The organism is Paenibacillus albidus, from assembly GCF_014644435.1.
Lineage (GTDB): Bacteria > Bacillota > Bacilli > Paenibacillales > Paenibacillaceae > Paenibacillus_AQ > Paenibacillus_AQ albidus.
The window spans coordinates 120,743-136,559 of sequence record NZ_BMKR01000013.1 but is presented as its reverse complement, the minus strand read 5'-3'; the positions used below and the strand labels follow the sequence as shown (position 1 = coordinate 136,559).

Annotated in this window: 10 protein-coding genes; 2 read left to right on the top strand and 8 right to left on the bottom strand. The window is 44.3% G+C overall.

The features are described from left to right. Positions 1 to 635: 635 nt before the first annotated feature. Together IEY53_RS17095 and IEY53_RS17090 are read right to left on the bottom strand one after the other, a co-directional pair. The gene (locus IEY53_RS17095) at positions 636 to 2,168 is read right to left on the bottom strand and encodes an MFS transporter (protein ID WP_189027007.1); all 1,533 of its coding nucleotides are present in this window, start codon (positions 2,166 to 2,168) and stop codon (positions 636 to 638) included. Further along, positions 2,165 to 2,314 carry a hypothetical protein gene (locus IEY53_RS17090; RefSeq protein WP_189027006.1) on the bottom strand — a complete coding sequence of 50 codons (150 nt, stop codon included), beginning with the start codon at positions 2,312 to 2,314 and terminating at the stop codon, positions 2,165 to 2,167. Before IEY53_RS17090 ends, IEY53_RS17095 begins: the two co-directional genes overlap by 4 nt. Positions 2,315 to 2,485: 171 nt before the next feature. Here IEY53_RS17090 and IEY53_RS17085 point away from each other — a divergent pair, with 171 nt between their 5' ends. Then, positions 2,486 to 2,938: an Lrp/AsnC family transcriptional regulator gene (locus tag IEY53_RS17085; protein WP_189027004.1), complete on the top strand. Its 453-nt coding sequence runs from the start codon at positions 2,486 to 2,488 to the stop codon at positions 2,936 to 2,938. A 253-nt stretch (positions 2,939 to 3,191) separates the two neighbouring features. Here the strand turns inward: IEY53_RS17085 and IEY53_RS17080 are convergent, their stop codons facing one another. Further along, the gene (locus IEY53_RS17080) at positions 3,192 to 3,818 is read right to left on the bottom strand and encodes an SGNH/GDSL hydrolase family protein (protein WP_189027002.1); all 627 of its coding nucleotides are present in this window, start codon (positions 3,816 to 3,818) and stop codon (positions 3,192 to 3,194) included. Between the two features lie 136 nt (positions 3,819 to 3,954). On the opposite strand from IEY53_RS17080, the gene IEY53_RS17075 reads away from it, so the two are divergent. Beyond that, entirely contained in the window at positions 3,955 to 4,998 is a 1,044-nt protein-coding gene (locus IEY53_RS17075) for a LacI family DNA-binding transcriptional regulator (RefSeq protein WP_189027000.1), read from the top strand. A gap of 46 nt (positions 4,999 to 5,044) precedes the next feature. On the opposite strand, the gene IEY53_RS17070 is transcribed toward IEY53_RS17075, so the two are convergent. From IEY53_RS17070 to IEY53_RS17050, 5 genes are all read right to left on the bottom strand, one after another. Beyond that, a complete protein-coding gene (locus tag IEY53_RS17070) occupies positions 5,045 to 10,225 on the bottom strand; it encodes an OmpL47-type beta-barrel domain-containing protein (RefSeq protein WP_189026999.1) in 5,181 nt (1,726 codons plus the stop codon). Between the two features lie 103 nt (positions 10,226 to 10,328). Next, positions 10,329 to 11,888, bottom strand: a complete 1,560-nt coding sequence (locus tag IEY53_RS17065) for an extracellular solute-binding protein (RefSeq protein WP_229696199.1) — start codon at positions 11,886 to 11,888, stop codon at positions 10,329 to 10,331. A 95-nt stretch (positions 11,889 to 11,983) separates the two neighbouring features. Beyond that, positions 11,984 to 12,859, bottom strand: coding sequence for a carbohydrate ABC transporter permease (locus IEY53_RS17060; protein WP_189026997.1), 876 nt, complete (start codon positions 12,857 to 12,859; stop codon positions 11,984 to 11,986). Between the two features lie 43 nt (positions 12,860 to 12,902). Continuing rightward, positions 12,903 to 13,862 (bottom strand): ABC transporter permease, encoded by a 960-nt coding sequence (locus tag IEY53_RS17055; protein WP_373293875.1) that lies wholly within the window; start codon positions 13,860 to 13,862, stop codon positions 12,903 to 12,905. Between the two features lie 175 nt (positions 13,863 to 14,037). Next, a complete protein-coding gene (locus tag IEY53_RS17050; protein WP_189026995.1) occupies positions 14,038 to 15,798 on the bottom strand; it encodes a cache domain-containing sensor histidine kinase in 1,761 nt (586 codons plus the stop codon). Between the last annotated feature and the right edge of the window lie 19 nt (positions 15,799 to 15,817).

Sequence of the window (15,817 nt, the reverse complement as noted above, 5' to 3'; positions counted from 1 at the left end):
ATATTTGATATTTGATACAATATCATATCCAAACATCTTCGTAAACGCTTTATTTGATATTTGATCAAATATCAAATAATTCTTAACATTCAAAAACTAACAACCAAACGTCCCATAACCCCTTACCGAATAAGGGCTACGCTTGCCACAAAAAAAGAAACCCCGCCAACGAGGCGTAGGTTCCGAGATTTTAGTGATTTTTTAGGGTTTGAACGATAAGGAAAACCAAGGCGTAAAGCCTTTTGTGATAAGGATTTACGCGTTTTTCTGTAAACAAAGTTTTTTTCCATCATCGGTATACACATCTATACGTTCCCGACCCTGTTCCTTATATATAGTTTTTAAAGTACTACACTTGACTTTCAAGACTGTCCTTTTGATCGTCTAGCTTCGTACTTACCAAACGACGCTCCGCAGAAATGGTTCGAGCACTATAACGCCCTTCATCCCCATAGGGCCTTCGCTACCGTTCTCCTTGCGAGTTCATCGCAGCCCGATCAGCCCGATCAACCCGTGCCGTGTTCCCTGACGGTCTTTCGGGGGCAATAACATCTCACGCTCGCCGAACGAAAACCTGATGTAGTGCTATAAGACACTCACGAGTAATCGCCTGCGAGCACGATGGTCTTCCCGCTCTACTTATGCAACAATGCTCTCTTGGGTCCAAAAATCATAAAACTGATCGCGGCCAAAACCCATACGCCAATACCGCCATAGAGCATCACCAAGCCAAAGCCGTGCACAAGCGCTGCATGGACGACGGCTCCGGACGCATCCAGAGAGGATAGTTCTGGCAAACCCAGTTTGAGAGATGAAGTGTTTCCGGCAGCTATTTTTTCGGCCAAAGACCGCAATTGCACTGCATCGAGAGTCCCGGGAAGGGCACCCTTCAAATAAGACAGGATGCCTTCCTGCAAGATGAATCCCATTACGGCGATGTTTATGGCTAGACTGATTAATCTGGCACTCGTGTCTATGCCGGAAGCCATGCCTGCACGGGTACTCGGAACCGAGCCGGTGGTCGTGTTGGTCACAGGCGTGTTGGTTAAGCCAAGCCCAATACCAGCCAACAGAGAACCGGGGAGCATGGTCAACCAGCTGGCGTGATCGCCGCCGCTGCCAAATTTCATCAAAATGAAGCCCATGCCGATGATGAACAGACCCGATGGGATGACTATGCGCGGCTGATAGCGGAGCGAAAGGCGCTCTGCCAGAGGCGGAATCACCAAGGTGGGCAGCGTATAAGCCAAGAGAGACAGCCCAGCTGCCACGATGCCGTAACCAAGGCCGCTCTGGAAATAGATCGGCAGATAGATCATGAACGGCCAGAAACTGAAATTCATGCCGACGGAGCCAAAGAGAGCGCCGGAAAAATTACGTATCCTGAATACGGAAAAGTCGAACATCGGATGGGTGCTGAGCTTTTCCGCAAACAGAAAAATAATGAAACATGTTGCCGTTGCAACAAGGGTGCTGATGGCGGCTATGCTGGTAAAGCCGAGTTCCGGCCCTTGCGTGATAAAGTATGCCAGCCCAAAAACCGTCAACGAAAGTGTGACGATGCCGATAATGTCCAGCTTTTTCGCCTGCGGATCGCTGGACTCCTCCACGCTGCCTAAGACAAAGATCAAAGTGAGGATGGTCAGCGGGACGTGGACTAGGAAAACCCACTGCCAGTTCGACACGGCCACGATCATGCCGCCGATGATGGGTCCAAAACCGAGGCCGATACCGAACACGATCCCCCATGCGCCAAAGGCTTTGCTGCGTTCTTTTCCTTCCTGAAACTGATGCGAAAGAATTGCTATCTGGCAAATCAGCATCGCGCCAGCACTCACGCCTTGAAGAAACCGACTGACGATCAGAACTGACGTGCTTTGTGCCAAGCCACAAATCAAGGATGTAATGCCGAACAAGACGAGGCTGATAATAAAAATACGCCTCCTTCCATACCGGTCAGCCAGCGTTCCAACAGCCATCAGAACTGTCGTACTAGCAATGGTGTAGGCGTTCATAATCCATTGCATATCCTTGAGAGTTCCATGCAATACCTTTTCCAGGGTTGGCAGTATCACTGGCACACTGGAAATTTCGAGGCCGAACATTAGCGCGGACAAACATATAGCGGCCAATGCGATTATATTTTTGCGGGAGTGAGAGAGGCTCATTGAGAGTTCCCTCCAGACTTAGATTTAAGCGCAACTCTGACAACAGCACCAACCAGCCTTTTTTCGTCAATTGTACAATCAATGACCTCATCAATACGTGCCTGTAAATCTTCTGTACCTACCTTATTTAAATCGTATTTGCTCAATGGTGCCATCCTCTCTAACTTTTCATATGTGGATCATCTTATTGGTGTGAGTCTTATTATATAATTTAAATCACTCATTTTACATATCACATTCAATCAATTATGATGATTATACAAAGTAATATAAGAAATTTTATTTAAAGCACCTTAAATTTAAAGGAGGATATTCAGATGGATCATGTAGACAAACAAATCCTCTTCAATCTTCAAAATCAAGCGAGGATTTCAATGACAGAGCTGGGTAAAATCGTGGGGTTGTCCCAACCTGCTGTAACAGAACGAGTTAGAAGGATGGAAGAAAAAGGAATCATTGAGGAGTATCGCACCATCATCTCTCCCGAAAAAATTGGAAAGCATGCGGCGGCCTATATGTTGTTTCGTACTAGAGACTGCCTGGCATTTCTTGATTTTGTCCATGCGTCTCCCCATGTTGCCGAGTGCCACCGCATAAGCGGAGATCACAGTTATTTATTAAAAGTACTGACCGACTCTACACGTGCTCTAGAAGAGTTTGGCAATCAGTGCGATAAGTATGGAACCTATACGATCATGATTGTCATGTCTTCTCCGATTGATCATAGATTTCTCATTCATTCTCTCGAAGAAGCATGTGGAGTTGACTAATGCCAAGCAGAAAGGACCTATTCCCACGTTTTTCCTTCAGTTCACAAAGAGAAAGCTAGGCAATATTGTGGGATGCTTTTCGCTTAGCCTAATAAATATCCGCATAGTCAGCTATATCTGGCTGTGCGGATACGATAAATTGCTTACTTCAAATCCCTGCCTGTTCACATAAAAAAGGAACCCCGCCAACGAGGCGTAGGTTTCGAGATTTTATTGATTTTCAAGTGGTTGAGTGACAAGGTAAACTAAGGTGCTATAGTCGCGCCAAAAAGCTGCTTGCCATCGAAGCAATACGCACATGGCCCTGCTCATTAGGATGCAAACGATCTGAAGTGAGAATGGAAAGTGTGAAGCGGTTGAACCCACTCTCAGCATATAAGTTCAGCACAGGCAGAGCATATTCAAGGCCTATGGCCTGAATGACCTCGACATAATCAATCAGTCGATGGCCAGCCTGGTTGACGGAGTGTATGTCAAAGCCGTCCTTATCACGCTGCAGAGGCGTCCATAAGCTCAGACGGCATGCAGGATTTTTCGTAAGAATATCCTCGACTAATTCGATATATGCCCCATAGAACGTATGTATATCTCGATCTCCCTTCCGTCCTATGGGTTTGTCCAAACGAAAATCATTGGTACCCGCAAAGATAGTAACACAATCATAACCGGGCTCCATCTTGCGTCCTATATGCACGGTTGCGCCATAATCCCGGTCACCGCCTGCAGTAAGCGGGCATCCGTTTTGTCCGGCATTCGTAATAACGGAGAAGCCTAATGCCGCACCTACCAAGGGTTGATAGCCATTAGCTGCTGTAATACTATCACCCAGTGTACACCAGCTTTTTCCATACCATCGTCGTTCATCATTTATTAGCTCCATGTTTCTTCTCCCCCTAATAATCCGTCTTCTCCATTATAAAATGTAGTAATCGATGATAAAGTTTAATTTTAGTTTAATCAATAATGAGAACATGATACGATAGGTGTATGAATCCAGAAAAATAGAGGTACACTTCATGCCCATTCGTAAGTCGGTTACACTAAAGACTATTGCCAAGGAGCTAGGACTAACCGTACAAACGGTCAATAAAGCTTTAAAAGGAAGACCAGGCATGTCTGAGACAACCCGGCAGCTTATTGTCGAAACTGCGGAAAAGCTAGGTTACTTCACGAAAGACCAGATTCGCAGCCTAAGGGCGGAACGCATCATCTCCTATCCGATTGAACGCAAGCGATTCTTACTTGTACAAACCGAACAATCAGTTAGTTACAACCGTCTATTATTTGAGGGCTTATATGAACGATTCGCCTCCTTCGGCCATCACATTGAAACCAGTATGCTCCCTACTTCTATTCGGGAAACCGAGATGTCTGACTGGTTGGAGGAGCACGGATTAGAATTTGCCGATGGCTTATTCATCGCCCCGAGTATCGTCCCCAAGGCATGGGAGCCTGCACTTTTTCGTCTATCGATTCCGAAGATTCTGTTAAGCTTTCCGCCTCTCGGGACCAAAGTAGACAGTGTGATTTGGGACATTTATGAAGCCACCTATCAAGCTGTTGCCTACCTGCGATCTATTGGTCATCACCGCATTATGTATGTGGGTGATACACATTACCAACGAGGCTTTATTTTGCGCTGGCAGGCTTTCCTTCATGCTATGAATGAATTCCATATCGAGGTTGATCCGGATGTCCATTCGATTAGCCAGCGGAATACTCATCCCGAGTGGCTTGAAGAGCTGCGTAATAAGCTGATTCACTATGCCCCCACAGCTATCATCTGCGGAGTCAGTGGAGAGGTTGCCACCGTATACCAGCTATGCACCGAGCTCCAACTTAACATTCCTCAAGATATTTCCTTGATAGGTATCCTGAATGAACAACCGGAGCAGCTGCCGTTATTTACCCGCCCCCTACTGTCGATCAGAGAAGCCGGATACCGGGCAGCCGATCGGATTTTATGGCGTATCGCTAATCCTACCCTTCCCTATGAGCACATCCGTATTCAAGGCGAATTATTCATTGGGAGCACTACGGCTGCTCATCAGCCAAAATGATTCCTTTTCGATAGTCGATTGTCATTACAAGGAGATAGGTTACCTCTTATTTCGTTACATTCACTGTAATCTTATCACTCGAGGTAACGCCACCCGCATTGACCCATTCACTACGGTACTCATACTCACCAATCGCTCTGCCGGCAATCGTCGCCACGGCGCTTTGAGCATTTGGAGAAGCTGCATTCAAGCTCTTCGTTTCGATAAGTATGCCATTTTCGTATAGGCGGTATTCGGAAGCGTTGGTGCCCCACCACATGTTCATCGTTACGTTGTAGTTCCCATCTCCATCCCAATTATCCTGAGATAGCACAGGTTTACCTGGCGATGCGTCTGTAATTTTGACCATAAGTGGATTGCTAGTTGTCGTTCCGAAGGAATTAATAAGCTCACTTGTATATGTGTAGGTGCCGTTCTCTTTGCCTTCCACATCTACTTTAGCCACTTGCGCAGCTGGAGACGCGTCTGTCAATGTTTGCGTACTAAGCAGTACGCCATTTTCGTACAGCTTGAACACAGAGCCGTTATTCCCCCACCACATGTTCATTGTGACTGTGTAGTAACCATCTTTTAATCCAGTTGCTTGACCACTGTTATCTGACAAAACTGGCTTACCTGGCGCCCCAACCGATAACGGCTTTACAACCGTGAATGTTTGTGTCGACTGCACCAAATTGCCCGCTGCATCCACTACACTGTATTGCACCGTATGTGCACCTAATGCTAGACTACCTGCAGTAATGGTTTGACCGCTGTTAATCACAGCGCCATCCAAAGTTAATGTCTGAGTTGCCACACCGGAGAGTGCATCTGTACTGATCAAATCAAATCTCAGCGTATCCATATATGTCACATCCGTAACTGCGTGACCGGACTGCGTTAGTATAGCCTCCGGCACTGTTTTATCTAATTTTACCTGCAAAGATTTCACCGCTTCCACATTCCCTGCGGCATCTGTAGAGAAATATCCAATCGTACTCGTTCCTTCGTTTTGAATGACAATTGGTGCCACGTAAGCAGCTGTAGTCCCACCATTGATACTGTATTCGGTCCCCACCACACCCGCTGATTCATCCACAGCCGTCAAGGTAACCGTCACATCTTCTTTAAACCAGCCCTCGCCATTTGGAGCTCCAGACAATGCCGCCGTCGTCACAGGTCCCACTGTGTTAGAATTCCTTTCGATGATGAACGAAACCGTCTGAATGCTCCCTGAATTGCCTTCATGATCCACCGATCTATAACTGATAGGGTAGAGTCCATCCTGCTCAAACGTGATCGGCCCAGTGTATGCCAGCCACGTATTCCCACTATCCAGACTATATACGGACTGTGTAACCCCCCATAATGTATGCGGAGCGGACAATGTAACGGTAACCGGATTCATGTACCGCCCATTGGGTCCATCCGGCTGTGAAGGCGATAAATTCGCCGTCGTGGCGGGTAAATCTGCTCCAATCACTTCAATTTCCAATAATCTTGCGTCTGTATAGCCCGCTGCGCCAGAGGCTTTCGTTATGTTCATTTTTATTTTCTTGGTGGAAATGGGAGTACTCCACTTCAGAGAATTGTACAAACCACCGTTGGCATCATAGGTGTTATTGGTTACAGTCGCTGCTGTTGTCCAATTGGCCCCATCCCAATACTCCATCGTATAGTCTTTGATTTGAAATCCGTTGCCCCCGATCAGCCCACTCCAGACGTTGATGCCTTTAATTAACTTATCCTCCGGCCAATCCATCTGAAAGTAATGCGGTTCGCCGCTTAAAGAAAGCCATTTGCTGCTATTGTCATTTTTAATTCCATCTACTGCCTTATTTGCACTGTATGAACCATTCGTCGAATCAACAGCTAACACAGCGCTTGGCGCTATATTTTTATATCGATCCATACCGAATACTTCGATTTCTAACAATCTGGCATCCGTATAACCGGCTGCGCCAGAGGCTTTCGTTATGTTCATTCTTAATTTTTTGGTAATAATCGGATGATCCAATTCCAGTATGTTGTAGGAACGAACATTCACATCATTTTTATTATCGGTAACAGCAGCCGCTGTCCTCCACTCTTCTCCGTCCCAGTACTGAATCGAATAATCTTTGATTTGGAACCCATATCCTCCGATTAGTCCGCTCCAAACTTGAATACTGCTGATCAATTTGTCCGTTGGCCATTCCATCTGAAAATAATGCGGCTCTCCGCTTAAAGAAAGCCATCTGCTGCCGTTGTCACTCTTAATTCCATCTACCGCCTTATTCGCACTGAACGAACCATTGGTGGAATCAACGGATAATATAGCGCTTGGCGCGATATTGATTAACGGTTCCATTGGATAAGCAATCGATAGCGGAGAAGTATATGTGCTCTCTCCACTGTCATTTAACGCTGTAATTACATAATAATTATGGAGTGCCGGATTTGCGCTGGTATCTTTGTAGGTACTTCCTGTTACTCCGCTCACAACAGTTGTATAAACGGCATTTAGACTCGTACTTCTTTTGATGGCATAGCCGCTCGCATTATCCAATCTCACGGTCACACGGTCGAAATCCGCCTGCTGGTTGTTCGTGTAAAGACCTATTTTTCCGGAAAGAAGGGGATGACTTCCATCTGTCACTGAAGCTATTACATTTGCGTCCCTATATAGGGTCAACTTATTGCCCGATACCTCAAATCTGAATTTATAATTCCTATTTGCTCCAAGAATAAAATAAGAATCTGTTATTTGCTCGGATGAAGCCAAAATCGCCTCCACCCCTTGAAAGCGCTTAACAATTTTATAATTTTTCTCTTGAGAATCGTAATATGCATAATAGTAATTATTATTGTCCAAATATCTTGCGGCCACGCCATAGTTACCCGTAACGGAACCGGGTGCTACGATTCCAACTTCAACAACATAGTCTTTCCAAGTGCTGTCTCCAGCAACGCTCATTCCAAAACTGGAAGAATTGCTGTTTCGGTATACGTTGGTACTGCCAAGACCACCTTCCGTACTATGAACAATCCCCCATTCACCGTTTAATACAGTCCATAAACCGTCTCCAAGTTCAAAGTTTTCATAAAACTGCTCCGAATACGAAGGGCTCCAGGTTAAATCAACTCCCGTTCCAGTTGCTCTTGCTTGAACTGTGTGAGGGGAATAGGGTAAATCCACCCTCGGAACCGCGCTATATTCGCTGGAGTTTAATCCTTCTCCCATACCGTTATACGCGGATACCTTAAAATAATAGGCCGTATCATTGGTTAATCCGGTCACTTCGTATCCTATGGAATTGCCAACATCTATAACCTTTGTATAGTTGCCGGATCCTGTTCCAACCTTCACATAATATCCGGAAGCATTAGTTGAACTATTCCAATGAAGTACGACGGAACCTTCCTTTGCTTTCGGACTTTCCAGCAATGGAGCGCTTGGCTTTACAAGCTTGGCAGCGACTTCATTCGAATTAACGCTTGAGCCTGTATTATTCTTAGTACTTACCGCAAAGTAATAGGTTGTCCCGTTGGATAAGCCCGTCACGGTATAGTTCTTTGACTGGCCTGCATCTATCGTATTTGTATAAACGCCAGCTGTCGTCCCGTACTTCACGACATATCCTGTTGCAAGCAGCGAATCAAGCCAAGTTAGCTCAACCTGACTATTACCAACAATAGATTGAACAATACGGGTAGGCTGCGGCAGTTGTCCTCCGGAAGCATCCCATTCTACTCTCATCACGCTGTATGGCGGAATCGTTACCGGATTGAGTGTACCTTCCGTTTGAATGGCGATAGCACTCGGGTCAGCCAGTGTATTTTTTATTTCAGGGTCTGTAGATGAGATATACGTTTTCGTCATATTGGATGCTACGGGAGCTCCGTTCATGTTGATTGTTGCGGTATGAGCACTGTCCGATTTGTTTGTGATCATGACATAGTTTTTATTATTTTTCCCCTTATATGCCTGCGAATATAAAGCAGGCATATTGCTGCCCGAATACTTGTTAACCTCTGCCCCTCCCAAAGTGGTTGTTTTCCATAAGTGGGAGCTGTTGTTGATGGCTTCATAGGTGATTTGCAAACCTAAAGCAGCACCGCTTTTATAAATACCAAAATCGTAACCCGTTGTATCTAATGTCGTCTTTTTTTCATATGCATCTCGCATGGCGACAGCATAGCTATTGGTGGGCTGTGTGCCAAACTGCATCATTGCATGCAGAAGCACACGTTTCACATTGGGATGGCTGGACAATCTGGTCGTATATTCAGCGGCGAATATGCCATTATAAAGCGTTTTTATCATCCCGGATGTGGACAAATTCGTCATCGTGGAAGGAGTTGTATTAAACTCGCTTATCGTTACAGGCATATCAGGTCTACCTTTTGCAAGGTAATAGGAATCAATATACGAATTGGTACGCTCGGCCAAGGCGGAATTCAGGTCTTTGCGCGCTTGGTCGAACGTTGAATACCGATCACCGCCCCGATAAAAATGATAGGATACGCCATCCCAATATTTGTTTGGATAAGCAGCCAGCTCTTTATCCCATTCGGGTTTTTCACCTTGAGAAAACATGACGTTTACCTGTGCTTTCGAATCTACCGATTTGATTGCATCATAATACGGTTTCATTTTATCCGCATAATCCGTTGCAGTCGGAAAAAATTTACTAAATAAAAAAGCTTCGTTGCTCAGCTCGTAGGCGCTAACCTTAATATGATTATCTTTGCAATATTTCACAATCGCCATTGCCGTTTCTGGCGTATCGGTGAATCCATTGATAATAATTATAGTTTCTCCATGCACTTGATCGAGAAAATATTTCCAATCCTGAAGTTGATGTTTGTCAGGCTTGGCTCTCAAGACTTGCCCGTCGTTAACGGCAGCATGGAATGTGGGCATTTTTCCGAAAAATTGGGATACCCACTCGTCATCGTCATCCCCTCTCCTCATGTCAAAATAGTCACTATCCGTCCCGGAGGGAAAACGGAACACACGACCATTCAATCCATTTGCCAAATCGATGGCCGTCTGATCCGTGTATAAGATGCCATAAGTTTGAAAATCCCCATTATATCCCCCGAAGTTTTCACTTAAGCTCGATTCAACATTCGTATCGATATTTATTGTGGCCGTATAGTCCGCGGCGTGAACGGGATTTCGTTGATCTATGAACATTGCCGACAGTAAAGTGATTAAAATGAATGCGCTTGCAATTTGTTCGATACATTTTTTCTTTACCATAATATATTCCCCTTTCCATTTAATTAGGTAAAGTTGAGCGTGTGAGAAGATACGTTGTTGTATCTTCTCGCACTTTTAATTTTTGTTGTATCGTGTTACTTTGTTACTTCTTAGCCGTAGCGTACCAATCATTCACTTCATTATAACTTGCTTCTCCGCCTGAGGATTTGAATTTGGCGATGAAATCATCTAGACCGCTCAATTGCTCAGCACCGAAAACCAGCTTCAGCGTATAATCCCCCACCATTGTGTTCAATTGCTGAAAGCTTTTCGAGAATTCAGGCAAATAAGGAGCAAAACCTAATGGATCTTCTACTTTCGTAGTGGCTGGCTCTTTTTTGTTCATAAATTCCCATGCTTCGAACAAACGCATATCCTTGCGAACACGTGCCTGCCAGTAGATCGGATAGTTCGTGTCGTCGGAGCCCGTTAAGAAATTATTGGCCGCATTGCGCTCATCGGAAAAGATAGGTTGAATAGGCGTATAAGTGCCATCCTTCAATGTATAGTGCTTATTTTCTTCACCAATGGTCATGTTTATAAACGTTTCTTTTTCAAGCTTAGCATTTATCCACTTCATCGCATCTTCCGGATGCTTGGAAGCTTTAGGAATAAAAGTAAGTCTATCAAAGCCCCTGAATGCAGCAAGTCCCGCTTTTCCATCCTTACCTTTCAATGCCGAAATATAGCTCGCTTTCGCCGTGGGAATATTTTTCGTTAAAGCATCGGCAATAGTGGGAACGTCAGACCAGTTCAACAGGATCATGCCTGCTTTTCCACTTGTGAATTTTTCTTTAGCCGTAGCATCTTTGTTAGCTGCATACTCTTTATCCAACAGTCCTTGTTTGAAAAGGTCAGTAACATAATTCACATACTCGGTATACGCAGGGTCTAAAATACGGGGTGTCATCTTGCCGTTCACATCATTCCAGAAATTTGGAATTCCAAATGCCCCAGCAATATTATCAATGAAGGCGGCCTCACCTTTTACGGTTAAAGGTATATTTTTGTCTCCATTACCGCCAGGATCCTTCTCTTTGAAAGCTTTAAGAACCGCTGTAAGCTCATCTAATGTAGTAGGCGTCTTCATATTTACCTTTTCAAGCCAGTCTTGGCGAATATATAAGCTTGTGTTTACATTCGAGATGCTTTTGGTGGGGATCGCATACAGCTTTCCATCCACCTTGGCAGCTTCCAAAGCTTCAGGATCTATAACTGCTTTAATGTTGGGTCCAAATTTGTCGATCAACGGTCCCAATTCGATTAAGGCGCCTTTTTTGGCATAGTCAGAGTATATCGCTTTGAAATCGGTGCTTCCAAATGTTGTAATCGCATCATAAGGCTCACCGGAAGCAATCAATATATTTAACTTGTCCTCGGGCTTGTCTTGCGGCAGCATATCATACTGAACCTTATAACCCGTCTTCTGCTCCAAATATTCGGCTACCGGATACGTATTATAATCATCCTTCTGCCAGATTTGGAGTGTTTTCAATTCAGACTTGGGTTCTGTCGTTGCTTTTGAGACCTCTGCTGATGGGTTACTAGCTGGGGTTATGCTGCTAGCTGATGGTGTTCCGTTAGAGGAGCAAGCGACCAGAGATGTTACAGATAATCCTCCTGCGAGTGTTGCCATCATCCATTTTTTATATTTCATTGCCATGGGTAGACCTCCCTATTCATTTTTGTACTATATCATTAAACCCACGATGTGCACACCGTGGGTATTAATGCAATAAAGTAAGGCAATTCGGGTCATCAACCTTTAACCGAGCCAATCAGCACGCCTTTGACAAAGTGCTTTTGCAAATAAGGATAGACGAGAAGCATCGGTATGATCGAAGCGATAACCGTCGCAGAGCGAACACCCTCCGGAGATGCATTCATCATATCGTCGGCGCTCTTATTCAAAGCGGAGGAGCTGTCTGCATCCATAACAATGTCGCGCAGGTACAACTGCAGTGGCTTTAAGCCTGCATCGTTAATGTAGAGCATCGGATTAAAATAATCGTTCCAGTAATATACGGCATAAAAAAGAGCGATAGTTGCCAGAACGGGACCACTCAAAGGAATAACGATACGGAACAAGATCGTGAAGTTGCTGGCTCCATCAATCTTGGCAGACTCTTCTAATGATTCCGGAAGTGATTCATAGTAGCTTTTAATGACTAGCATATTGAATACGCTAATTAAAGCTGGAAGTATTAAGGACCATAGACTATTGATCAGATGAAGCTCCTTCATCAACAGATAGTTAGGAATAATCCCGCCATTAAAGAGCATAGTGAATATAAACAGCAGCATAATGAAGGAAATTCCTGGCAAATTTCTTTTCGATAAGGGATAGGCCGTCAAGGCTGTTAATGCAATCGCAAGCACGGTTCCTACAATCATAACCAGAATAGAAATACCTATGGAAGTAAGAAATTGGCTGGAGGATATAACGTATTTCATCGTTTGCAATTGAAAGCCTACCGGGAAAATCCCCACCTTGCCGGAAATGACAGCCGATTCATCACTCACTGCTTTGGACAGCACAGTGGCTATAGGCAGCAGCGTTACTACTCCCATAAGAAGGAGAAACAGGTAGATAAATAGATCCAAGGATCGGTCTTTTATCGTTTTTTTATGCAATCTTTATACCTCCTTAGAGTTCTTTGTAGTCCATAAGCTTTACCTACCATATACTTCGTTTAATTAATCTTTTACTAAGCTCATTACCGGATACGATCAAGATCAAACCAACAACCGAGTTGAATAAGCCTACTGCCGTGCTAAAGCTGTAATCCTGCTGACCTAGTCCCTGGCGGTATACGAAGGTACCAATCACATCGCCTGATGAATACACGACCGAATTATACATCGTTAATATTTGTTCAGTCCCAGCTTCGAGTAAGTAGCCCAGACGCAAAATAAAGATTAGAATGATCGTTGGCAGTATACCTGGAAGTGTAATGTTAATCATCTGTCTGATCCGTCCGGCGCCATCTATGGAGGCTGCCTCATATTGCTCTTGTTCAATTCCCGCAATCGCTGCAATAAAGATGATGGCGTTCCAACCGGATTCCTTCCAGCCTGCCGTAAAAACAACAACACTTCGAAAAAAGTGATTATCGAGGAAAAAGGAGATCGGCGTCCCTCCCAGCCATTCGATTACATGATTCACCACCCCACCGGACGGAGAAAGGATATTCATGAATAACCCGGAAATAATGACCCATGACAAAAAATGCGGAAGAAATATAATCGTCTGGATCGTCTTCTTAAATACAGCCCTGCGCACCTCATTCAGGAAAAGAGCGATGATGATCGGTATTGGGAAAAGCAAAATTATTTTATAAAAACTGATTAACAGCGTATTGTTGAATACCTGATAAAACTCTTCCGAATGAATAAGCTTCTCGAATTGATCCAGCCCAACCCACTTGCTTCCGATAAACCCATCAAAAATGTTGAAATCCTGAAAGGCAATGATGATACCATACATCGGTGCATATTTGAATAATAGTAAAAATATCAAGCCAGGAATCAATAACAAATACAAATCGTAATTATTTCGAAATAACTTCCAGCGCCCCTTACTTATTGACTTCGTCTTCATCTGAGCTGTTTGCTGTTCAAGCTCTGCCCGTATCATACTCAAGTTCGGCTCCCCTCCGTGTTCTTATATTCGTATTATAAAGAGTGGCACTATCCATTTGTAGATGGTAATGTTTTGGTTTCAGGTAGTATCTTAAGGTATTTAGGACAATATAAAGAGGCTGCCCCGCAAGTAGAAAATCTACTGCTGGGACAGCCTCCTTTTCCCCATGCTATTCTATTTTAAAACGAACCGAAACTGTCGTACCCTCACCAAGCTTTGAACGAATACTCAAACCATAAGCTTCCCCTGCAAACAATTTAATTCTCTCATTTACATTATATAAGCCATAAGAGCTGCCCTCCCCGTCAGAACGCAAGTCCGGCTGTGGCTCGGTCAACAAACTGTCTGCAAGCTCTTGCTCCATGCCAATCCCATTGTCTGTAACGGATAGGAGCAGATCTTCACCATCCCGGCAAGCCCGAATTTGGATTGTTCCTGATTTCCCCTTTGACTTACGTATCCCATGCAGAAGTGCGTTTTCGACTAGTGGCTGGAGCGTCAGCTTCGGCATTAGATAATGATCCAGGTCTTCATCTATTGCAAAATAAAAGGTGAAGCTCTTAGGAAATCTGGTTTGCTGAATTTCCAAGTAAACCTTGGCCAAATTAAGCTCATCACTTATGCTTACAAAGTCTCTGCCTTTATTCAAGCTAAGCCTAAAATATTTGGCCAAGCCATCAATCATCTGACTAATATCATGAGCTTTACGTCCAATTGCAATCCAATTAATGGTATCCAGCGTATTGTATAAGAAGTGAGGGTTGATCTGTGCCTGTAAAGCACGCAACTGAGCTTCCCTCTCCTGTACCTTGGATCGATAGGTCTCTTCCATCAAATCATGAACTCTATGTATCAAATGATCCACACTATTCTCCAGTAGAGTATCTGAGGTTCCGATCCGGTCGTCCAAGCTGTCAATACCTTCCCGCCTAATCCTCATGATGACCGTCTGTATCCTGCGGTTCATCCCACGTACAATCACAGCGAGCAATAAAAATACAAGCAGTAAAAATAGAATGGTTACACCAAATAAAGTCGCTACGCCTGAAAACTGATTCAATGCAATCACACGAGAGGTTATCTCTGCTTTGGGTACCTCTGCTACTAACAGCCAGCCTGTTGAATGAACATGGGTATAAATCACATATCGAGGATTCTTATCCTTCATCAGAGGAATGATTCCTTCGTCGCTCTGCCCTAATACCTCCAACACCTCAGGTGATTTCAAGGTCTTCCCCAATAAATCCTTTTCGTTACTGGATTTAATCGTTCCATCGGGAGCTGCCAAATAAATATGCCCTTCCTTGGTCAACTTCATTTTTGTCAATATATGCTCGATCGTTTTTTCAGCTACATCAATCAATAAATACCCCGAAATCCGTTCGTAATCATCAGGGTCCCTCAGAATTCTGGCACCCGAAAACACATAGGTGGATTCAGTGTCTATATAAGATTCTAAATAGGCGCCTGTCCACAGTATAGTACCTCCTGCGTCCCTAACTTGTTGAAACCAAGGCCTATCCCTCAAGGTATCCAACGTAAAAAAATTGATTTTTTCACCAGCATACAACCGATTGCCATTCACAAACAATCGAACCCGGAATACATTTGGATTCGTCTGGGCATTGTCAACCAAATACCGCATCTCCTTGAGCGAATCCATCTGCTGCCCAACGGTTGCCGTGCTGCTTAAATATTGATGCAGCTTGGGGTTCATAAAGATAGTATTGGATTTATCCCGTACGGAGTCAAACTGATAATCCAGATTAATACTGGCTTGTTTAAGCGTTTGCAGCATCGTATAGGTTACCTCTTCTTCCAGAATCTGCGATGATTTCTGCGTATATGCATGCAGCAGAATCGATGCAGGAATCAGGATGAATACAATATAGGCCAACAGCCATGACCTAACCCCCATAACTCCCTTCAAGATCAGCAAGCCGTAGTCC

Excerpts from the sequence above, each read along its gene's own strand:
- IEY53_RS17095 (WP_189027007.1), bottom strand. The coding sequence starts at position 2,168 with ATGAGCCTCTCTCACTCCCGCAAAAATATAATCGCATTGGCCGCTATA.
- IEY53_RS17085 (WP_189027004.1), top strand. The coding sequence starts at position 2,486 with ATGGATCATGTAGACAAACAAATCCTCTTCAATCTTCAAAATCAAGCG.
- IEY53_RS17080 (WP_189027002.1), bottom strand. The coding sequence starts at position 3,818 with ATGGAGCTAATAAATGATGAACGACGATGGTATGGAAAAAGCTGGTGT.
- IEY53_RS17075 (WP_189027000.1), top strand. The coding sequence starts at position 3,955 with ATGCCCATTCGTAAGTCGGTTACACTAAAGACTATTGCCAAGGAGCTA.
- IEY53_RS17070 (WP_189026999.1), bottom strand. The coding sequence starts at position 10,225 with ATGGTAAAGAAAAAATGTATCGAACAAATTGCAAGCGCATTCATTTTA.
- IEY53_RS17065 (WP_229696199.1), bottom strand. The coding sequence starts at position 11,888 with ATGGCAATGAAATATAAAAAATGGATGATGGCAACACTCGCAGGAGGA.
- IEY53_RS17055 (WP_373293875.1), bottom strand. The coding sequence starts at position 13,862 with ATGATACGGGCAGAGCTTGAACAGCAAACAGCTCAGATGAAGACGAAG.